The sequence below is a fragment of the Nocardioides sp. NPDC087217 genome, assembly GCF_044744805.1.
In the GTDB taxonomy this organism is placed as follows: domain Bacteria; phylum Actinomycetota; class Actinomycetes; order Propionibacteriales; family Nocardioidaceae; genus Nocardioides.
This window is the reverse complement of sequence record NZ_JBIUZB010000005.1, coordinates 1-19,795: the sequence shown is the minus strand read 5'-3', so window position 1 is coordinate 19,795 and position 19,795 is coordinate 1. Positions and strand designations below refer to the sequence as shown.

Here is a 19,795-nt window from a genome sequence, read left to right as displayed (position 1 = left end):
TCCTCCCGGGGCGATAATGCTGGCGGATTCTGCCCAGTGTGACGGGGGATCAGGCCCCTGAACAGAGTCGTGTGCCACCTGGAGGAATGACCCCGGTCCCGTAACCGATATCCACGCTGAACGTTAAAGGCCCTGCTCAGACCGGTAACGACGCCAACCACCGTGCGCCGAGATATCAGCAGCCTTTTCGACGGCAATTGGCTCGACGAGAAATCCCGAAACCGAGGAGCCGTCGGACAGCGTGACCTTTCCGATGACCATCGGAGCAGGTACGCCACCCACGAACGTCCCGAAGCCCGCGGCCGGGACGCGCCACAGCTCGCCCTCGATCGGCACCCCGTTCCCGGCGGCACCCACCCGGACCAGTCCGGGCTTGGGCGGCACCGTCTCGAGCGCGAACAGCCGGTAGTCGGCCGAGGTCGACTCCGGGCGCAGCAGCGTTGCACCGGCCTCGACCAGCTGGTGGTTGAGCGGCTGTCCCGACAGGTGCGCGCCGACCACGAAGAGATCGACACAGGGACTGAGCAGCGTGTGGCCGAGCGCGGCCAGGGTGCGGTCGCTGCCGGCGGCCCCGGTCAGCATGACACCGAAGGGCAGTCCGCCGACCTGGCCGGCCGGGATCGCGAGCGAGGCCATGTCGAGCAGGTTCGCGAAGTTCGTGTAGCGGCCCATGCGCGCGTTCGCGCCCACCGGATCCGCGGCCGCCTCGGCCAGCGTCGGATGCCACGTCGTCGTCGGCGTCAGCAGCGCCGAGCACCCCGCGAGGGCCTCCTTCCCCGCCGCCCCGAGGCGCGCCAGGTGGGCCACGTCGCGTGCCCAGTCGGCTGCGGTGGCCGACGCCCCGGCGAGCACGATCGCGGCGACGGTCGGGTCCAGGTCGGTCCCGATGAGGTCGCGGTTGGCTTCGAGATGGGAGCCCACCGCGGCGTACCTCTCGGCGACGAAGGCGCCGTCGTAGAGCAGCCGGGCGGCCTCGAGCAGCGGCGAGATGTCGGTCTCGACGATCTCGATCCCCGCGGCGGCAAGCCGCGCGACCACGGCCCGGAAGGCGGCGGCCCACCCCGGAGCGAGCCCGTCGAGATGCTCCCCCGTCGGCACCGCCACCCGCGGCGCCGGCGGCAGACCGGCGTCCGCCGGCAACGTACGCGACAACGGGTCCGACGGGTCGGGACCGGCCATCAGCTCCGCGGCCGCCCGGGCGGATCCGAGATCCCGGGCGAAGACGGTGACACAGTCGAGCGTGTAGCAGGCGGGCACGACGCCGGTGACCGGCACCAGCCCGCGCGACGGCTTGACCCCGACGATGCCGTTGAGTGCCGCCGGCACCCGGCCTGAGCCAGCGGTGTCGGTCCCCAGCGCGAGGTCGACCAGACCCAGCGCGACCGCGACCGCGGAACCCGAGGAGGATCCGCCCGAGATCCGGCTCGGATCCCAGGCGTTGCGGACCGCGCCGTACGGGCTCCGGGTGCCGACCAGGCCGGTCGCGAACTGGTCGAGGTTGGTCTTCCCCACGACCAGCGCACCGGCTGCCCGCAACCGGGCGACCGCAGTGGCGTCAGCGGTGGGCGGGTAGGCGAACGAGGGCGCTCCGGCGGTGGTCGGCAGGCCGCGGACGTCGATGTTGTCCTTGACCGCCAGCAGGCGTCCGGCCAGCGGCAGGACCTCTCCGCTGGCCACCTTCGCGTCGATGGCGGCGGCCTCCTCGAGCAGGTCGTCCCGCGTACGCAGCGAGATCCAGATCTCCGGCCGGTCCGAGGCCTCGATGCGGTCCAGGGCCTCGGTGGCGCGGGCGACCGCACCGCCTGGAAGTGAGTGGATCAAGACGCGTCCAGGGGCCGAACCGCGGCGATGACCTGCCCTGGGACGATCTGCTCGCCCGGCTTCACGTAGACCTCGACGACCTCGCCGGCGACCGGAACCGGGACGCTCGCCTCCATCTTCATCGCCTCGACGACCATCAGCGGGGCATCCTGGGCCAACCGCGCCCCACGACTCGCGACGACCTTCCAGACGGTCGAGGTGAACGGCGCGGTCACCTGTACGCACCCCTCCGGCACGTCGACCTCCGACGGTTCGCCCCGCGCGTCGATGCGGTCGCAGATGTCGAACTCCCCCGCCGCCATCCAGCGCTGCCGCTCCTCCTCGAAGGCGGCGGACTGCTGGTCACGGAAGGCGGCGATCGAGTCCGCGTTGGCGGTCAGGAAGCGGTCGTACTCCTTGATCGAGAAGGTGCCCTCCCTGGTCTCGAACTCGCCGCGTCCGGCGTCCACCTCGGCCCGCAGCTCCAGAAGCTCCTCGGCAGAGACCGGGTACCACTCGATCTGGTCGAAGAACCGCAGCGCCCACGGGTCGTCGTGGAAGAGCCCGCCGGCCGAGGTGGACCGCCGGAAGCGGTTGAACACCTGCGTCGTCCGCCCGACGAGCTGATACCCGCCCGGCCCCTCCATCCCGTAGATGCACATGTACGCACCGCCGATGCCGACGGAGTTCTCCGCCGTCCAGGTGCGCGCCGGGTTGTACTTCGTCGTCACCAGCCGGTGCCGCGGGTCCAACGGCGTCGCGACCGGCGCACCCAGATAGACGTCGCCCAGCCCGAGGACCAGGTACGTCGCGTCGAAGACGGTCCGGTGGACCTCCTCGACCGAGCCGAGCCCGTTGATCCGGCGGATGAACTCGATGTTCCACGGCGCCCACGGCGCGTCGTCGCGTACGCCGGCGGTGTAGCGCTCGATCGCCTCCCGGGTCGCCGGGTCGTCCCAGGAGAGCGGCAGCCGCACCCGCCGCGAGGGCACGGTCAGCTCCGAGGTGGCCGGGAGGTCCTCCTCCAGCTCCCGCAGCAGCCCCGCGACCTGGCCGGCCCGGAGGACCGAAGAGTCGGTGTGCACCTGCAGCGACCGGATCCCCGGAGTGACGTCGATGATGCCGGCGGGCGCATGCTCGGCCAGGGCCGACTGCAGCGCGTGCACCCGCATCCGGAGCCCCAGGTCGAGGGTCATCGGCCCGTACTCCACCAGCAGGGAGTTGTCCCCGCTGCGCCGGTAGGTGACCTCCGGCCGCGCCGACGTCTCGGGCAACCGGCCGAGCACACCGTCATCGCCGTCGCCACCCGCACCGCCGGCCACCGTCAGGGAGGCCCGGTGGTTGACCAGGCCGGCGGCCTTGCCCTCCCGAACCGGCACGAACCGCACCGTGTCGCCGGGCCGCAGCTGCCCGATCTTCCACAGCTCGCCGCTGGCGACGACCGCCGGGCAGACGAAGCCGCCCAGCGACGGACCATCGGGACCGAGGATGATCGGGGTGTCGCCGGTGAAGTCGAGCGACCCCACCGTGTAGGGGGTGTCGTGGATGTTCGAGGGATGCAGCCCGGCCTCGCCACCGTCGGCACGGGCCCAGGTCGGCTTGGGCCCGATCAGGCGTACGCCGGTGCGAGCCGAGTTGTGGTGCACCCGGTAGCTCGCCGAGTAGAGCTGGTCCAGGTCCGCGCGCGTGAAGAACTCCGGGGCACCGTGCGGTCCCTCGGTGACGCCGATCTCCCAGGTGTTGGTCAGCGCCGGCCGCCGTGACACCGGGGTCGCCGCGGGCTGCGCCTGCGCGTCGACAGCGGTTCCGGGACGGAGCACGTCACCGCGCTGGAGCGTACGGCCGGCGTGACCGCCGAACCCGCCGAGCGTGAAGGTCGAGGCGCTGCCGAGATAGTCCGGCACGTCCAGGCCGCCTCGGACCGCGATGTAGGTCCGCAGGCCCGGCCCGTCGGTGCGACCCAGCGTCAACGTCGCCCCCGCGGGGAGCTCGATCGGCTCCCACTGCGGGACGGAGGCGCCGTCGACGCTGACCGGCATGGGGGCACCGGTCACGCAGACGACGGCGGGATCGGAGAAGACCAGCGTCGGCCCCACAGCCGTCGCCCGGCCGGTTGCCAGCGGCACCGTGACCTCGAGGCCCGGGGCACCCCGGTGGTTGCCGACGGCCAGGTTGGCCTCGGCGAACGAGACCGGGTCGAACGGACCCGACGGAGGTACGCCGACCTGCCAGTAGCCCACCCGGCCGGGAAGGTCCTGGACGGTCGTGAGCACGCCCGGGTCGAGTACGTCGATGCGCGGATCGGGGTCACCACCGCGGCCGTCCTTGGCACGTTCCGGCAAGGTCGAGGTCGAGTGCGTCGCCGAGCGGAGCTCCGCGTACGTCGTCATCGCGCGCAGCGCCGAGACGTTGGTGACGATCCCGTCGATCCGGGTCTGCGCGAGCGCGGAGCCCAGCCTGTCCAGCGCCTCGTCGCGGGTCGACCCGGTGGCGATCACCTTGGCGAGCAGCGGGTCGTAGTGGGGCGAGACCTCGAGCCCGGTCTCGATCCAGGAGTCGACCCGGACACCAGGCGCGTCGGTCGGCAGCACCGCCCGCGTGACCAGGCCCGACGACGGCATCGAGTCCTTGGCCGGGTCCTCGGCGTAGACGCGTGCTTCGACGGCGTACGCCTTCGGTGCGGGGCACTTGCGGAAGAGCTCGTCGCGCAGGGCGGTGACGCCGTCACGAGCGAGCCGCAGCATGAGCTCGACGATGTCGATGCCCATCACCTGCTCGGTGACCGCGTGCTCGACCTGGAGGCGGGTGTTCATCTCCAGGAACGAGATCAGCTCGCGGCCCGGGTCGTAGACGAACTCGACGGTGCCGGCCGAGCGGTAGGAGACCGACTTGGCGAGCTGACGCGCGGAGTCGTGCAGGACGGTCCGGACGTGCTCAGGAAGAGAAGGCGCGGGCGCCTCCTCGATCACCTTCTGGTTGCGGCGCTGCAGCGAGCAGTCGCGGTCGCCGAGCACGGCGACCTGGCCCTCCCCGTCGCCGAAGATCTGCACCTCGACGTGGCGGGCGGGCCGCACCAGGTGCTCGAGGAACACCCCGGCCGTGCCGAAGCTGGTCTGGGCGAGCCGGGCGACCCGCTCGAACGCGACCCGGACGTCCTCCTCCGAGCTGCATGCGGTCATCCCGATGCCGCCACCGCCGCCGGTCGCCTTGACCATCACCGGCAGCCCGATCCGAGCAGCCTCCGCGGCCGCCTCGTCCGGCCCGGAGAGCAACCCCGTGCCGGCCAGCATCGGCACCCCGGCGTTCTCCGCGAGCCGCCGGGCCGAGTGCTTCTCGCCGAAGGCGCTGATCTGCTCAGGCGTCGGGCCGACGAACCGAAGCCCCGCGGCCTCCACCTCACGGGCGAAGGCGGCGCTCTCCGAGAGGAAGCCGTAGCCGGGATGGAGCAGCCCCGCGCCGGTGCGCAGGGCTGCTGCGATGATCAGGTCGCCACGGAGGTAGGAGTCCCGTGCGGGCGCGGAGCCCAGACACACGGCCTCGTCGGCCTCCCGCACGTGCGGTGCCGCTCGGTCGGCCTCGGAGAAGACCGCGACCGTACGCATCCCGAGCTCGCGCGCGGTGCGCATCACCCGGCGGGCGATCTCCCCTCGGTTGGCGACCAGGACCGTGTCGAAGGACAGTCCAGCTTCGGAGCCAGAGGTCATGCGTCGGCCTCGTAGTCGACATCCGGCTCGGACACGATCATCCGCAGCGGCGTCGGGTTGAAGTCGTTGCAGGGGTTGTTCATCTGCGGGCAGTTGGAGATCAGCACGAGCGTGTCGATCTCCGCGCGCAGCGCGACCCGCTTCCCGGGCGCCGACATGCCGTCGACGATGCCGAGGGCACCGTCCTCCTCGACGGGCACGTTCATGAACCAGTTGATGTTGGAGACGATGTCGCGCATGCCGAGCCCGTGCTTGGCGCCCTCGGTCAGGAAGTTCTCGCGGCAGCCGTGGTGATACATCACGTGGTGGCCGTAGCGCAGCGTGTTGGACTCGCGCGAGCAGGCGCCGCCGATGGTGTCCTGGCGGTCGATCTCGTTCTCGACGACGGTCATCAGGGCACGACCGAGATTGCTGCGCAGCACCGTCCCGGTGCGGATGTAGGCGTTGTCCTGCCACGCGAGCGTGTCCGGAGCGCTGTAGCGCTCGTCGGTGTGGTGCGCGTTGTAGAGCAGGCAGTCACCCGACTGGTTGCCGCCGACATCGACGATCGTCAACACCTGCCCGGCACGTACAACACCCGACCACGAGGCCCGCGGAGCCACCTGCTCGTCCAGCACAACGGCACCCGGCACCAGCGGGTCACCCCACTCCAGGTGAGTGCTGTCGGCGTACGACGCGCCGACCGGGACGCTGGAGACCAGCTGCCCGTCGGGCGTCAGATAGGTGGTCACAGGGACGGGAATGGTCGTCACAGGCCTCATCACCGGGTTGTCGATCGTGGTAGTCACAGGCCCCGAGCCTCCGCATAGTCGAGTGTGTTCAGATACGCCCGCCGAACCTCCGGAGAGGCGTCGAAACGCTCGTCCGCCGGCGTGGTGGGCCTTGTCTCCGGCGTACGCCAGGCGTGCACGCGCAGCGGCCCGACGACGTACTCCGGACGTGGGTCGCGCGGGTGCGGGACGTTGGCGATCAGCACGATCAGGGGCAGCTCAGCCACGAGCTCGACCGACGTACCCGCCCCTGACGAGCCGATCCAGTCGAAGCTCCCGTCCGAGGCGACCCGGATTCCTTGGAAGAACGAGACCGACGGAGGTACGTCGGCCGGCCCGAGCCCGTGCTTGGCAGCCGCTTTCACGAAGAGATCACGGCCGGCCGGCGCGGGCCCCTCGGGCAGCGCGGTGCCGTAGCGCAGCGCGTTCCAGGCAGCAGTGCTCGTCCCGCAGAACGCGTCGTGCCGGCCCGAGGTATCAGCGATGATCGTGGCGAGCACCCGGCCGTCACCGGAGAGCAGCGGGTGGCCGGTACCGAGGTACGCCTGCCACGGGATCTTCTGGGTGTCCGCGACGTTGAGCCGCTCGGTCGGCTCGAGCGCGTTGTAGACGAGGGTGTGCGCGCAGGCCTCACCGGTCGGGTCCTCGAGCCGGAACCGCGTACCGCGGGCGAGGACCTTGTGGGTGTAGCTCCCGGGGGCAACCGTCTCGGCCCACGTCAGGGCGTCCGGGTCGACGTCGTCCGGACAGAACGGGCTCGACGAAGCCGGTAGGTACGGCATCCAGTCGCTGACCTGCCCCCCTTGCGCGCGAGCATCTGCCCGTGCGTTCAGCACCGTGTCCGTGCTGTGGTCTGCAGCTAGCGCCACCCGGGTCCTCCTTGAAGCATGATTAACCTGTCGACTGACAGGTAAGCATGTAGGTCAAGGGCTTCGGGGGCAAACCAAGACTGTTGGAAACCTGAGTCCGAAATGTGGGGGCGGAGTCGGAGAAATTCTTCCCTGTCGGTCGATCGATTCTTACCGTTTTCGGTCGGAACTCGCTAGGGGGGAAGGACCATTTGCTGCCGATTTCCCGCGTGCGGTGCCGCCTGATGGAGCGATCGCCGTGAAGACTGGGCCAGCCCGGCGGGCGCCCAACCTGTCAAAAGACAGGTAACAGGTTCGGCGTGATATCGGACACCGTTTCGATGGCACTCCGGCACCGTGCCGAGGAACGGACCGAACGCCCGGCGAATCGCTGGTTCGGCTGACATCGGCCCTCAGAAGTGGGACCCTGACCCGACGACGGACGCCATCTCGAGACGCCAACCGGACGAGCGCCGAACCGAACTCGGAGATCAGCGGGACGATCTCTTGGAACCCCACGGCACCACATTGCCGGAGACGAACGTCCGCGATGCGGACCCTTCGCGCGGAATCGGGATCCCGATCATCCCGACGAGCTCGCCCAGGTCGCTGATCGTCGGCCCGCTCCAGTCGGGATCCAGGTCGGAGGCGACAGCCTCGTCGAGCTCCTCGAGCGCCCGGGACCGGAACCGCACAGCCCGCATCCCGACCGCCTCGGCGCCGCTGAGCTCGTGGTCGGCGCCGTCACCGACGTAGACGCACTCGCCCGTGCGCACCTCCAGCGCCGCCGCGGCGACGAGGTAGGCGCCCGAGTCCGGCTTGCGTACGCCCGTCTGACAGGAGAACGAGACGGCGTCCAGGTGGTCCGCGAGCGGGCTCTGCGGCCAGATCGCGACCGTCTCCGCACCGCAGTCGGCGACGAGGCCGAGCTTGAACCCTCGTTTGCGCAGCGACTTGAGCGCCGGCAGCGCCCAGGTCGCGGCATGCAGGGAGAGCGAGTAGTTCAGCAGCCGCGTGATCGCGCTCTCCACCTGCGACTCGGTCGGCGACCCGCCGACCCGTCGGGCCAGGTAGCGCACGGTGTGGTGCACATCGGCCATCAGACCGCGTACGCGCTCGTCGAAGGTGTCCGCGACCGCGGCCGCGAACGCATCGGGGTCGACGCCGAGATCCGCGCCCATCCCCCTGGCCACCGCGGCGTGCTCGGCGGGGTGGCCGCTCGGGACGAGCGTGTCGTGCAAGTCGAAGAGGACCGCGCGCACTCCGGCCTCGTCCATGAAGTCAGCCTAACCAGGATCGGATCTCGGATGACGGAATTCGGCGAACCGGCCGGGGACCGCCCGAATGGGACCGCGTCAGACCCGTCACCTAGACTGAAGGCGCGAAGGGGAGTAGTCCTCAACAGTCGCGTCGACACACTGGCCTCAGGGCCCGGCGCGATCGGCCACGAAGTGGCGGACGAGACCTTCGACCATGCATCCGTATCAACATGACGGTGCTGGTCGAAGGACGATCAACCCCTCATGGGACTCCTCCGGCCGGTGCCGGAGAGGAACCCCGTGTACGCCTTCCTGCTTTCGACCGCGGTCATCTTCGTCGCCGAGCTCGGCGACAAGAGCCAGCTCATGGCGATGACCTTCGCCACCCGTTACCGGGCTCGCGACGTGATCCTCGGGATCACCGCCGCCACCGCGATCGTCCATCTGGCCTCGGTCGCCATCGGCGCCCTCATCGGAGACGCCTTCGCCGAGCACCAGCACTACATCACCATCGTCGCGGGAGTCGCCTTCCTGGTCTTCGCCGGATGGACGCTGCGCGGCGACGAGCTCACCGAGGACGAGGCCAAGAAGGCTCGCAACAGCAGGGGCATGGCGATCATCGCCGTCGGCATCGCGTTCTTCCTGGCCGAGCTCGGCGACAAGACGATGCTCGCGACGATCACCCTGGCCACCCAGGAGGGCTGGCTCGGCACCTGGATCGGCTCCACGGTCGGGATGGTCGCCGCCGACGCGCTCGCGATCGGTGTGGGCGCCCTCCTCGGCCGCAAGCTCCCCGAGAACGTGATCAAGTACGGTGCCGCCGCGCTGTTCGCGATCTTCGGGATCATCCTCGTCATCGATGGCGCCGTACAGATGTGATCCGTCAGCTGTGAGCCGTCACGTCTGGTCGAGTGACTCGACCCGGCGGTTCAGGTAGCGCTGCTCCGGCACGCTCTGGGTCAGCCGGGCCGCCAGCACGTAGTGCTCCCGAGCCGTCGCGACGTCACCGGACTGCTCGAGCAGGTGCGCCAGCACGGCATGGGCGCGGTGGTGGCGCTGCATCGCCGGGTGCTCCAGCAGGTCTCGTACGATCTCGATCCCGTGCTCGGGGCCGAGACTCATCGCCACGGCGACGGCTCGGTTGAGCGTGACCGCCGGCGAGGGCGCGACCTGCGCGAGCATCCCGTAGAGCAGGTTGATCTGGAGCCAATCGGTGGCCTCGTACGACTCCGCCTCGGCATGGACCGCGGCGATCGCCGCCTGCAGCTGGTAGCGACCCACCGGACCCTCGGGGAGTACGTCCTCCAGCAGTGCCACGCCTTCGCGGATCAGCTCCTGGTCCCACTGCGAGCGGTCCTGGTCCTTGAGCGGGATCAGGTCGCCGAGGTGATCGACGCGACCGCACGATCGGGCCTGGGTCAGCAGCATGAGAGCAAGCAGGCCGGTGGCCTCGTCGTGCTCCGGAAGCACTCCGCGCACGATCCGGGTCAGCCGGATCGCCTCCTCGGTGAGCTCGATGCCCTGCAGCTCCGGACCGCTGGTGCGGGTGTGGCCCTCGTTGAAGATCAGGTGGCAGACGTCGAGCACGCAGGCGATCCGCTCGGGCAGCTCGTCAGGCGCCGGCGAGCAGAACTCCTCGTCCTTCAGCGTCGCCCGCGCCCGGCTGAGCCGCTGCCCCATGGTCGCCTCCGGAACCAGGTACGCAGCCGCGATCTCCGACGTCGTCAGACCGCCCACGCACCGCAGCGTGATCGCCACCTGGGAGGGACGGCGCAACGCGGGATGGGCGCACATCATCATCAGCCGCAGCGAGTCGTCGTAGGCCGAGCCGATCTCCACCGCCTCCGGGTCCGGCTCGTCGAGCCGCCGGGCGATCCCGTCGGCGACCTCGCGCCGGGTCCGAGCCGTGTCCGCGCGCATCTGGTCGATCAGCCGCCGATGAGCCACCCGGATCAGCCAGGCCCTCGGGTCGGCCGGAAGCCCGTCGCAGGGCCACTTCTGGCTGGCCGCGATCAGCGCCTCCTGGGCGGCGTCCTCGCAGTCGGGGAGGTCGGGATGGACCCGCAGCAGGGCGCCGAGGACGTGGGCGGACTCCTGCCGCCACACGTCCTCGACTCCCGTCACCGTCATGTCAGTAGGTTGCCACCGGCCGCAGCTCGACCGTCTCACCGGGGCCGCTGAAGCTGCGTACGACCTCTTCGGCTCGCTCCTGGGACTCGACGTCGATCAGGAAGAAGCCGGCCAGATGCTCCTTCGCCTCGGAGTAGGGGCCGTCGGTGGCGATCGGCTCGCCGGCCTCCCAGCGGTAGAGCTTGGCCGAGGCCGGATCCGCGAGCGCCTGCCCGCCGATGAGCTCGCCGTTGGCCGAGAGCTCCTCCATGATCCCCTCGAAGGCCGCGTTGAGCTTCTCCCTGGAGGCTTGCGGCAGCGACTGGAACTCGGGGATGAAGTCACCCGTCGGGTGACCCCACGGCTGCGGGTTGGAGTGGATCAGGATGACGTACTTCATCGCTCTTCCCTTTCGTCGGCGCCTTCCGTAGGCGTGCTTACGGGGATACGTCGGAGCCGAGTGGCGTAGTTCTACATCGTCCCAGAAGCGAGCAGCCGACGCGTGCGATACGGGTGAGGCGACTTCCGTGCCGCGGAGCGGGCGCCTGGCGGAACACCGTGCAGCTGCCGTCGCCGATGTGGAAGGGTGACCGGTTGTGAATCCGGGAACGTTCGAAGCCATCGACGAACGTCTCGTCTCCACCCTCGACGACCTGCTCGACCAGCCGTCGCTGGAGCCCGGGATCGTCGTCGACGCGCTCTTCAACCGGTTGGTGACCGCGGTGCTCAGCGTGCCCGAGCCGGAGGCCGAGGCGGTGCTGGCCGCACTGCCGCCCTCGCGCTCACCGGCTCTCTTCCGATCGGTCGCGTCCGCCGGCGAGCACGCGCTCGAGCGGGTCTGGGCCGACCGGATCGCGCTCTCCCCCGACCCTGCGAGCGCGTTCGCCCGCTTCCCCTACCGCGAGAACTACCGGCTCCTCGTGAAGATGGAGCTGGAAGCCGTACGCCGCCAGGGCACCGTCCCACGGCACGTGCTGCTCCTCGGCTCGGGCCCGCTCCCCCTGACGGCGCTCTGTCTGGCCGACCAGGGCATCGCGGTGCACTGTGTCGACCACGACGCCGAGGCGATCCGGCTCTCCTCCGCCGCGTTCGGACGCCTGGGCGCCGTCGGCGTGACGTTCGAGCACGCCGAAGCCTCCGCCGCCACGCCACCGCACCCCGTCGACGTCGTGCTCCTCGCCGGCCTGGTCGGGTCCGACGATGCCGCCAAGGCCGAGGTGCTCGGCGAGGCGGCCACCTCTTTGGTGCCGGGCGGCCTCGTCCTGGCGCGGAGCGCACGGGGGCTGCGTACGCTGCTCTACCCGCAGGTCGGTCCGCATGCCCTTGCCGGCCTGAACGTGGTCGCCGAGGCCAACCCCGAGGTCGACGCTCCGGGAACCGACGTGATCAACAGTGCGATCCTCGCGCGCCCGAGCAGCTCGAACTAGAGCGCAGGGTCGAGCACCTCGGCCTTGAGCTGTGCCGCGCGCTCGATCCGCTCGGCACCGGTCTCGCCGAGGTTCCAGGTCGGCAGGATGAACTCGTCGAACCCGGCCTCGACGTAGCGTCCGATCAGGTCCTGCAGCTCACCGGCCGAGCCGGTCTGCGTCCGGGCGAAGCCAGGGTTCACACCGTCGAGGTCAAGCATGAAGTTGGTGGTCGTCTTGATCGTCGCGGGGTCGCGACCCACCTGCTCGCACGCCTCCAGGAGCTTGGCCCGCACCGCGCCGGCGCTCTCGGGCGTGCCCCAGGTGTTCCACTCGTCGGCGTGCCGGGCGACGACGCGCAGCATCCGCGGGCCCTTGGCGCCGACCAGGATCGGCAGCGGCGAGGCCACCGGCTTCGGCTCGCAGGGAGCGTCGGTGAGCTGGAAGTGGGTCCCCTCGAAGGTCGTACGCGGCTTGTCGAGCAGCGACCGGGTGATCTCGATCGCCTCCTCGAACCGGTCGACCAGCACCTTCGCGCTCGGCAGGTCGATGCCGTACGCCTTGTGCTCGTTGATCTGCCAGCCGGCACCCATGCCGAGCACGAACCGCCCGCCGGCGATGTGGTCGATCGTCGCGGACCGGTTCGCGAGCAGCGCCGGGTGATGGATCGTCGTCGGGGAGACCAGAGGCCCGATGCGTACGTTCTCGGTGGTCGCGGCCAGCGCCGGGAGAACCCCCCAGACCTCGTGCATCGGCCCGTCGTCGATGTCCTCGGAGCCGGTGTTGGGCATGTAGTGGTCGGCGAACCAGACGCCGTACCAACCTGCCTGGTCAGCCGCCTGTGCCTCGGCAAGGATGTCGGCAGTGGGAACGGCGGGACTGGGCCACAGCGAGATCTTCACAACCCCAACCTACCCACGAGCGAAACTCCCCTTCGAAAATATTCTTGGCAGCGTTGTCGATCCCGCGTAGACCTCGTTCGACCAAGGGGTGAACGGGCCGGCAAGACGGCCCGACCGACACAGGAGAAACCGAGATGCCGAAGTACATGCTGATCTGGCGCACGATCGACGAGGACAAGCAGAACGCCGCGATGGCCGCCATCCCGTTCGAGCAGATGCTCGAGAAGATGGGGAAGCTCAACGACGAGCTCATCAAGTCGGGCGTGCTGCTCGCGATGGAGGGGCTGGACCCGGAGGAGCACACCGTCGTCACCTACACCGACGCCGAGGAGGCACCGGTGGTCACCGACGGTCCCTACGGCGAGACCAAGGAGCTCTTCGGGGGCTTCTACCTGATCTCGGTCGGATCGAAGGAGGAGGCGGTCGAGTGGGCCAAGCGGATCGGTGGCTTCCCCGGATCCGCCGTCGAGATCCGCCGGGTGCCGACGATCGACGAGTTTCCGCAGGACAACCCGTGGATCCAGAAGGAGCTCGACTGGCGCACCAAAACCGGGCAGCTCTGAGGACCGCGACCATCCGAGGAGACACCGATGAGTGACGCGACGCGCGCCGTCGAGGCGATCTGGCGCATCGAGTCCGCCCGCATCGTCGGCGCGCTCGCGCGCTACACCGGCGACTTCGCCCTAGCCGAGGACGCGGCCCAGGAGGCCCTCGCGGAGGCGCTGGTCTCCTGGCCACGCGACGGCCAGCCGGCCAACCCGGTCGGCTGGCTGATGACCACCGCCAAGCGGAGGGCGATCGACACGATCCGTCGCGCCGGGGTCCAGCGCGAGAAGTACGAGGCGATCGCCCACGACCAGGACGAGGCGTACGACGCCGACCTGGACATCGAGCGGATCGATGACGACGTCCTCGCGCTGATGTTCGTCTCCTGCCACCCGGTGCTGTCCAAGGAGGCCCGGGTGGCGCTCACCCTGAGGGTCGTCGGCGGCCTCAGCAGCGAGGAGATCGCCCGGGCGTTCCTGGTGCCGGTGCCGACGATCCAGGCCCGGATCACCCGCGCCAAGAAGACGATCGCGGCCGCGAAGGTCCCGTTCGAGGTGCCCTCGCCCGACGAGCGCCGGCAGCGTCTGGCCGGCGTGCTCAACGTCCTCTACCTGATCTTCACCGAGGGCTCCACCGCCACCTCCGGCGAGGATCTGATCCGCACCGACCTCGCCCGCGAGGCACGGAGACTGACCCGGGTGCTGATCGGCGTGCTGCCCGACGAGCCGGAGGCGTACGGACTGCTCGCGCTCATGGAGCTGACCGCCTCCCGCTTCCCGGCACGCACCGATGCCGCCGGCGACCCGGTCCTCCTCGAGGACCAGGACCGCACTCGATGGGACCAAGGTGCCGTACGCCGCGGCGTGGCCGCCCTCGAGCAGGCGACCCCACGGGGCCTCGGTCCCTATGGGCTCCAGGCCGCGATCGCCGCCACGCACGCGGTCGCCGACTCGGTCGAGACCACCGACTGGGAGCGGATCATCGTCCTCTACGAGGCCCTGGGCCGGATCGCACCCAACCCGATCGTCGACCTCAACCGCGCCGTGGCGGTGGCGATGGCCCACGGACCGCTGCGAGCCCTCGAGATCGTCGACCGGATCGCCGAGGACAAGCGGCTCGACCACACCCATCTCCTCCCGACCGTACGCGGCGAGCTGCTGCGGCGGCTGGGCCGAACCGTCGAGGCACGCAAGGAGCTGGAGCGAGCAGCAGGGATGTGCACGAACGACCGCGAGCGTGCCGTCCTTCGGCAAAAAGTCGCTGATCTTCCCTAAAACGGGGTATACCTGTCGCCCATGTCACACGCAGCGAGGACAGAGACAGCCGAAGCCCCTCGATGGCGGATCCTGGGCCCCGGCCTCGTGGTGGCCGCGACCGGTGTCGGCGCCGCCGACCTGGTCGCCACCCTGATCGCCGGCAGCAAGTACGGCTACGCCCTGCTGTGGGCCGTCGTCATCGGATGTGTCCTGAAGGTGGTCCTGGTCGAGGGCGCCGGGCGCTACAGCCTGGCGACCGGCGAGACGATCTTCCAGGGCTGGCGACGTCTGGGCATCTGGACGACGATCTACTTCGGCCCCTACATCGTGATCTGGGGCTTCATCTACGGTGCCGCCGCGATGGCCGGGACCGGCCTGGCCCTGGCCGCGCTGTTCTCGTTCGCGTCGGTGAAGGTCTGGGGCATCCTGTCCGGCCTGATCGGTCTCGCCATCGTCTGGGCCGGCCGCTACGGCCTCTTTGAGAAGTTCCTCGCGGTGCTGGTCGGCATCATGTTCGTGACGATGGTCGGCGCGGCGCTCGTCACCCTGCCCAACCTCCCCGACCTCCTCGTCGGCCTGGTCCCGACGATCCCCGAAGGCTCCCTGGTCAACATCCTCTCGGTCGCCGGCGGCGTCGGCGGCACGATCACCCTGGCCGCCTACGGCTACTGGCTGCGGGAGAAGGGCTGGCACACGCCGCAGTTCATGCGCGTGATGCGGATCGACAACACCACGGCGTACGTCGTGACCGGCATCTTCGTGGTCGCCACCCTTATCGTCGGCGCCGAGCTGCTCTACTCGGCCAACATCGCCATCGGCACCGGTGACCAGGGCATGCTCGACCTCTCCAGGGTGCTCGCCGACCGCTACGGCAACTGGTTCGGCAAGCTCTTCCTGATCGGCTTCTGGGCCGCGGCGATGTCCTCGCTCGTCGGCGTCTGGAACGGCGTCAGCCTGATGTTCGCGGACTTCATGGGGACCATTCGTGGAAAGGCCGACGAGCCCGAGGCCAAGAGCGGCGGCATCTGGTACCGCTCCTACATCCTCTGGCTCACCTTCCCCCCGATGATCTGGCTCCTGCTCGCCGACGAGCCCACCTGGCTGATCCTCATCTACGGAGTCCTGGGCGCCTTCTTCATGCCGTTCCTGGCCGTCACCCTGCTCTGGCTCCTCAACACCAGCCACACCCCTGCGGAGTGGCGCAACAAGTGGGTCTCCAACATCGGCCTCATCATCTGCGCCCTGCTCTTCGCCTGGCTCGCCTTCGACCAGATCCGCACCACCGTCCAGGACCTGCTCGGCTAAGGTCCACGCGGAACCCGGTGGATCGGCGAGCACCAGGCTCTAGGCCTGCGCCTTGCCGATCCGCCAGTAGCCGACGAAGGTGATTCGCGACTTGGGCACTCCTAGCGACACCAGATGGCGACGTCCCTCGGCCGGGATCGTCCGCTCACCGACGAGGTACGCCGAGAGCGTGGCCGGCGCCTCGGGCTTGAACGCTTTCACCTCGGCGATCGCCAGCGCCCCGGGCTGTCCGTCGGAGTCACCTCGAGCCAGCCATCGCACCTCGACCCCCTCGGGCCCGGAGACGTCCTGGACGTCGGCCATGTCCGGGATCTCGATGATCGCCAGGCCGCGCGCGTCGCGCGGCATGTCGCGGAGGATCCCGACGATCGCCGGGAGGGCCGACTCGTCCCCGACGAGCAGGTGGAACGACGCGTCCGGAGCGTAGTCGAAGCCCGTGCCCTGATCCATGAGCACGACCCGCTCGCCGGGCTGCGCGGTACGCGCCCACGGGCCGGCGATCCCGAGATCCCCGTGCACGACGAAGTCGACGTCGATCTCACCGAGGTCGGGCCGGTGCTCGCGCACGGTGTAGTTGCGCAGCGGCGGCCGGTCGCCATGCCTCAGGTACTTCAGGTAGTCGATCGTCCCGAGCTTCTCGGGCACCGCGTCGAAGTTGGTGGCTTCTCCGTTCGGTCGCGGCAGGAAGAGCCGGAACCACTGGTCGAAGCCGCGCTGCGGGAAGCGTCGCAGATCATCGCCTCCCAAGGTGAGCCGCACCATGTGCGGCGTGACCTGCTTGTTGTGCAGCACCTCGGCCGCGTACACGCCCTTCAGCTTCCGGCCGTCGTCGAATCCCATGCCCTGCTCCATTCCCCTGTAAGTAAGGGTTACCTTACCTATGCTGCCAAGCGGGCGTCAGTGCTTGGATGTGCCCATGGCGACTCTCTCCGAGCTCTTCCGCGACCACTTCGGCCACGAGGAGCACCTCTACGGCTGGCTGCTCAACCGATTCGCGGACGACCTCGACGCGGGTGGTCCCATCGCTGAGATCTGCCGGGATCACCTCGACGCCTCCCGCGCCGATGCCGTGCAGCTGCGCCTCCTGGCGGCTCTTCACCGCATCGTCCTCCGCGGCGACGCTCCCGAGCTCGAACGCTTCTATCCCAACCTCGGAGGCACCGACGCGTACGTCACCGCCTGGCCAGTGTTCGAGCAGGTGCTCGCAGCTCACGTCGACGAGCTCCGCGCAGGTCTGGAAGTGGCGCCCCAGACCAACGAGGTCGGCCGCTCCGCCAGCCTCCTCATCGGCATCTTCGAGGCCGTACGCCGCACCGGCCTGCACCGCATCCGGCTGCTCGAGCCAGGCGCTTCGGCGGGGCTCAACCTGCTCGTCGACCGCTACCACTTCCACGGCGAGGACTGGGCGTACGGGCCCACGGACAGCCCGCTGGCGATCGACACCCAGAGCGCCGGGGTGCGTCCGGTTCCGTTCGAGGTCGTAGCGCGCCGTGGCTGCGACCTCGCCCCGGTCGATGTCTCCACCGCGGCCGGCCGCGAGTACCTGACCTCGTTCGTATGGCCCCACCAGATCGATCGTCACGCCAGGCTCGCCGGTGCCCTCCGGGCCGCGGCCGGCGACCCACCCGTGGTCGATGTCGATTCGGCCGACACCTGGCTGAAGGAACAGCTCACCGACCCGGCCGACGCCGATGTCCTCACGGTCGTCTGGCAGTCGATCACCGAGCAGTACTGGCCGATCGAGGTACGCACCGGCGTACGCGCTGCCGTCGCCGACGCGCGTGGGCGCCTGCCCATCGCCCACGTCAGCATGGAAGGCGTCCCGCCGGCGCAGACGGCCTCGGGCTGGGACATCCGCACCGACGGTCCCGCGCTCAGCCTCGACGGCGACGTGCTCGCCCGTTCGAGCCACCACGGCCCGCCGCTGATCCTGGCGTAGCCGCGGGAGACCAAAGTCGGTTGACGCGTTCCGCCTCCGGGTAAAGGCTGGTCGGCATGCCCGCCGACGAGCTTCCCGGCTGGAGGCGCAACGCAGCGATCTTCCTCGCCGGCCAAACGGTCTCCCTGCTCGGCTCGATGCTGGTGATGTACGCCGTGATGTGGCATCTCACCATCGAGACCCGCTCCGGGTCGGTGCTGATGCTGAGCCTCGTCTTCGGCATGCTCCCGCAGGCGTTCATGTCGATCTTCGGCGGCGTCTGGGCCGACCGACATCACCGCAAGTTCCTGATCATGGGCTCCGACGCCACCATCGCGGTCGCCACCCTGATCCTGGCCGGACTGATGGTCAGTGGGATCGACGACCTCTGGATCATCTATCTCGCCCTGGCCATCCGCTCCGTCTTCGCCGGCATCCAGATGCCTGCCGTCACCGCGATGATCCCGCAGATCGCGCCGGAGTCCCAGCTCCTCCGGATCAACGGCGCCTTCCAGACCATCCAGTCCGCGATGACGCTCCTCGCGCCGGCTCTCGCCGCGGTGATCTACGCCAGCATGGACATCGTCGCCGTCTTCTTCATCGACGCGATCACGGCCCTCATCGGCGTCGGCCTCCTGGCCCTCGTCCCGGTCGCCCGCCTCGTACGCCCCGACCAGGGGAAGGTCTCCTACTTCGGCGACCTCCGCGCCGGCCTCAAGTACGTCTCGACACATGCGCACGTACGTTGGATCCTCGTGCTCTTCACGCTGGTCATGGTGATGGTCGGAGCCCCGTCCTACCTCACCCCGCTCATGGTCACGCGTACCTTCGGCGACGAGGTCTGGAAGCTCACCGCGAACGAGCTGTTCTGGGGCTTCGGCATGCTGGCCGGCGGTGCCGCCATGGCCGCGTTCGGACCCAAGATCATTCACCGCATGCGCTTGATGGTCGGCTCCGTCGTCCTCATCGGACTGTTCGTCGTCGGGCTCGGAGTCTCCACGAACATGTGGGTCTTCTTCGTCTTCGGTCTGCTGATCGGGGTGGCCTTCTCGGCGTTGAGCGCGCCCGCGTTCACGATCCTTCAGGAGCGTGTGGAACCAGAGATGCAGGGGCGAGTCTTCGGCATCGTCGGAATCGTCATGTCCGTTGCCATGCCGCTCTCCATGGTGGTCTTCGGCCCGCTCGCAGACCAGTTCTCGGTCGAGTCCCTGCTCGTCCTCGCCGGCCTGCTGCTCTTCCTCATGGTCGGCGGCATCCTCGTCATCCCCGGCGCTCGCCGGTCGCTGGCTGAGGTCGACGTCCCGAAGGAAGAGCCCATCGCTCCTGCTGCCACGGTCACTCCGGACGAGGAAGCGTCCCAGGGCACCAAATGACAGCTGCCCGGCACCTCGAGGGCACCGGGCAGCTGGAGAAGCTCTGGATCAGCGGCTGGTGACCAGCTTGATGGCCACGCCGAGACCCGCGGCAACGACGGCGGCGATGAGCAGCTTCTTGACCATGGGAACTCCTTGTTCGAGGTGTTGTTGGTACGGACTGCAACTATGACATTGGACCTCGCGCCGCTGCTCACGTCAACCGGGCGTGGCGCGAAGAGGCCTCATAATCACCTCGGCAATGGGCACAAATGGCAGCAGGGCCACCTCCGAAGAGGTGGCCCTGCGAAAAGATATGTCCGGCGGCGTCCTACTCTCCCACAGCCTCTCGGTTGCAGTACCATCGGCGCTGAAGGGCTTGACTTCCGGGTTCGGGATGGGACCGGGTATTTCCCCTTCGCTATGGCCGCCGTAACTCTAGAGATCACGCTCCCTGCATCGCAGGGGGTGACCAAACCTGTGTTACAACAGTTGGTTGTGGACGCGAGACTTGACGGTCTTCGTTTGTTGTTTTTGTTGAGGGTTTATGAAAGATAAGCCCTCGGCCTATTAGTACCGGTCGGCTGGGCATCACTGCTGTACACCTCCGGCCTATCAAC

16 protein-coding genes and 1 rRNA gene are annotated in these 19,795 nt (G+C 69.2%); 7 read left to right on the top strand and 10 right to left on the bottom strand.

Translation table 11 applies throughout. The features are described from left to right. Positions 1–123: 123 nt before the first annotated feature. The 5 genes from atzF to ACIO3S_RS20720 all read right to left on the bottom strand — a co-directional run bounded on the left by atzF (position 124) and on the right by ACIO3S_RS20720 (position 8,399). Entirely contained in the window at positions 124–1,821 is a 1,698-nt protein-coding gene (gene atzF, locus ACIO3S_RS20740; protein ID WP_400467581.1) for an allophanate hydrolase, read from the bottom strand. Continuing rightward, positions 1,818–5,504: an urea carboxylase gene (gene uca, locus ACIO3S_RS20735; RefSeq protein ID WP_400467579.1), complete on the bottom strand. Its 3,687-nt coding sequence runs from the start codon at positions 5,502–5,504 to the stop codon at positions 1,818–1,820. The genes atzF and uca overlap by 4 nt, the downstream gene beginning before the upstream one ends. Beyond that, the gene (locus ACIO3S_RS20730; RefSeq protein WP_400467577.1) at positions 5,501–6,292 is read right to left on the bottom strand and encodes an urea amidolyase associated protein UAAP2; all 792 of its coding nucleotides are present in this window, start codon (positions 6,290–6,292) and stop codon (positions 5,501–5,503) included. Before ACIO3S_RS20730 ends, uca begins: the two co-directional genes overlap by 4 nt. Then, positions 6,289–7,143, bottom strand: coding sequence for an urea amidolyase associated protein UAAP1 (locus tag ACIO3S_RS20725; protein ID WP_400467575.1), 855 nt, complete (start codon positions 7,141–7,143; stop codon positions 6,289–6,291). Before ACIO3S_RS20725 ends, ACIO3S_RS20730 begins: the two co-directional genes overlap by 4 nt. 470 nt (positions 7,144–7,613) lie before the next feature. After that, complete coding sequence (locus ACIO3S_RS20720) at positions 7,614–8,399, bottom strand: HAD family hydrolase (protein ID WP_400467573.1); 786 nt, start codon at positions 8,397–8,399, stop codon at positions 7,614–7,616. 246 nt (positions 8,400–8,645) lie between these two features. Between ACIO3S_RS20720 and ACIO3S_RS20715 the strand changes: the two genes are divergently transcribed. After that, positions 8,646–9,260, top strand: coding sequence for a TMEM165/GDT1 family protein (locus tag ACIO3S_RS20715; protein ID WP_350839125.1), 615 nt, complete (start codon positions 8,646–8,648; stop codon positions 9,258–9,260). 18 nt (positions 9,261–9,278) lie between these two features. Here the strand turns inward: ACIO3S_RS20715 and ACIO3S_RS20710 are convergent, their stop codons facing one another. Beyond that, positions 9,279–10,511 (bottom strand): RNA polymerase sigma factor, encoded by a 1,233-nt coding sequence (locus ACIO3S_RS20710; RefSeq protein ID WP_400467570.1) that lies wholly within the window; start codon positions 10,509–10,511, stop codon positions 9,279–9,281. A gap of 1 nt (position 10,512) precedes the next feature. Next, on the bottom strand, positions 10,513–10,890 hold the full coding sequence (locus ACIO3S_RS20705; RefSeq protein WP_160026209.1) for a YciI family protein: 378 nt from the start codon (positions 10,888–10,890) through the stop codon (positions 10,513–10,515). Between the two features lie 196 nt (positions 10,891–11,086). On the opposite strand from ACIO3S_RS20705, the gene ACIO3S_RS20700 reads away from it, so the two are divergent. Further along, positions 11,087–11,917, top strand: a complete 831-nt coding sequence (locus ACIO3S_RS20700) for a nicotianamine synthase family protein (RefSeq protein WP_400467568.1) — start codon at positions 11,087–11,089, stop codon at positions 11,915–11,917. Here ACIO3S_RS20700 and ACIO3S_RS20695 read toward each other — a convergent pair. After that, the gene (locus ACIO3S_RS20695; protein ID WP_400467566.1) at positions 11,914–12,798 is read right to left on the bottom strand and encodes an LLM class flavin-dependent oxidoreductase; all 885 of its coding nucleotides are present in this window, start codon (positions 12,796–12,798) and stop codon (positions 11,914–11,916) included. The genes ACIO3S_RS20700 and ACIO3S_RS20695 overlap by 4 nt on opposite strands. Positions 12,799–12,932: 134 nt before the next feature. On the opposite strand from ACIO3S_RS20695, the gene ACIO3S_RS20690 reads away from it, so the two are divergent. The 3 genes from ACIO3S_RS20690 to ACIO3S_RS20680 are packed head-to-tail and all read left to right on the top strand — an operon-like array spanning position 12,933 to position 15,905. After that, the gene (locus ACIO3S_RS20690; protein ID WP_160026206.1) at positions 12,933–13,361 is read left to right on the top strand and encodes a YciI family protein; all 429 of its coding nucleotides are present in this window, start codon (positions 12,933–12,935) and stop codon (positions 13,359–13,361) included. 27 nt (positions 13,362–13,388) lie between these two features. Then, complete coding sequence (locus ACIO3S_RS20685) at positions 13,389–14,618, top strand: RNA polymerase sigma factor (RefSeq protein WP_400467563.1); 1,230 nt, start codon at positions 13,389–13,391, stop codon at positions 14,616–14,618. A 21-nt stretch (positions 14,619–14,639) separates the two neighbouring features. Further along, positions 14,640–15,905, top strand: coding sequence for an Nramp family divalent metal transporter (locus ACIO3S_RS20680; protein ID WP_400467561.1), 1,266 nt, complete (start codon positions 14,640–14,642; stop codon positions 15,903–15,905). Between the two features lie 39 nt (positions 15,906–15,944). On the opposite strand, the gene ACIO3S_RS20675 is transcribed toward ACIO3S_RS20680, so the two are convergent. Next, positions 15,945–16,745 carry a siderophore-interacting protein gene (locus tag ACIO3S_RS20675; RefSeq protein ID WP_160026203.1) on the bottom strand — a complete coding sequence of 267 codons (801 nt, stop codon included), beginning with the start codon at positions 16,743–16,745 and terminating at the stop codon, positions 15,945–15,947. A gap of 76 nt (positions 16,746–16,821) precedes the next feature. On the opposite strand from ACIO3S_RS20675, the gene ACIO3S_RS20670 reads away from it, so the two are divergent. Then, positions 16,822–17,844, top strand: a complete 1,023-nt coding sequence (locus ACIO3S_RS20670) for a DUF2332 domain-containing protein (protein WP_400467558.1) — start codon at positions 16,822–16,824, stop codon at positions 17,842–17,844. Positions 17,845–17,900: 56 nt separating this feature from the next. Further along, positions 17,901–19,196: an MFS transporter gene (locus tag ACIO3S_RS20665; RefSeq protein ID WP_400467556.1), complete on the top strand. Its 1,296-nt coding sequence runs from the start codon at positions 17,901–17,903 to the stop codon at positions 19,194–19,196. A 297-nt stretch (positions 19,197–19,493) separates the two neighbouring features. Here ACIO3S_RS20665 and rrf read toward each other — a convergent pair. Next, a 5S ribosomal RNA gene (gene rrf / locus ACIO3S_RS20660) occupies positions 19,494–19,610 on the bottom strand. Between the last annotated feature and the right edge of the window lie 185 nt (positions 19,611–19,795).

Excerpts from the sequence above, each read along its gene's own strand:
- uca (WP_400467579.1), bottom strand. The coding sequence starts at position 5,504 with ATGACCTCTGGCTCCGAAGCTGGACTGTCCTTCGACACGGTCCTGGTC.
- ACIO3S_RS20720 (WP_400467573.1), bottom strand. The coding sequence starts at position 8,399 with ATGGACGAGGCCGGAGTGCGCGCGGTCCTCTTCGACTTGCACGACACG.
- ACIO3S_RS20715 (WP_350839125.1), top strand. The coding sequence starts at position 8,646 with ATGGGACTCCTCCGGCCGGTGCCGGAGAGGAACCCCGTGTACGCCTTC.
- ACIO3S_RS20710 (WP_400467570.1), bottom strand. The coding sequence starts at position 10,511 with ATGACGGTGACGGGAGTCGAGGACGTGTGGCGGCAGGAGTCCGCCCAC.
- ACIO3S_RS20705 (WP_160026209.1), bottom strand. The coding sequence starts at position 10,890 with ATGAAGTACGTCATCCTGATCCACTCCAACCCGCAGCCGTGGGGTCAC.
- ACIO3S_RS20690 (WP_160026206.1), top strand. The coding sequence starts at position 12,933 with ATGCCGAAGTACATGCTGATCTGGCGCACGATCGACGAGGACAAGCAG.
- ACIO3S_RS20685 (WP_400467563.1), top strand. The coding sequence starts at position 13,389 with ATGAGTGACGCGACGCGCGCCGTCGAGGCGATCTGGCGCATCGAGTCC.
- ACIO3S_RS20680 (WP_400467561.1), top strand. The coding sequence starts at position 14,640 with ATGTCACACGCAGCGAGGACAGAGACAGCCGAAGCCCCTCGATGGCGG.
- ACIO3S_RS20675 (WP_160026203.1), bottom strand. The coding sequence starts at position 16,745 with ATGGGATTCGACGACGGCCGGAAGCTGAAGGGCGTGTACGCGGCCGAG.
- ACIO3S_RS20670 (WP_400467558.1), top strand. The coding sequence starts at position 16,822 with ATGGCGACTCTCTCCGAGCTCTTCCGCGACCACTTCGGCCACGAGGAG.
- ACIO3S_RS20665 (WP_400467556.1), top strand. The coding sequence starts at position 17,901 with ATGCCCGCCGACGAGCTTCCCGGCTGGAGGCGCAACGCAGCGATCTTC.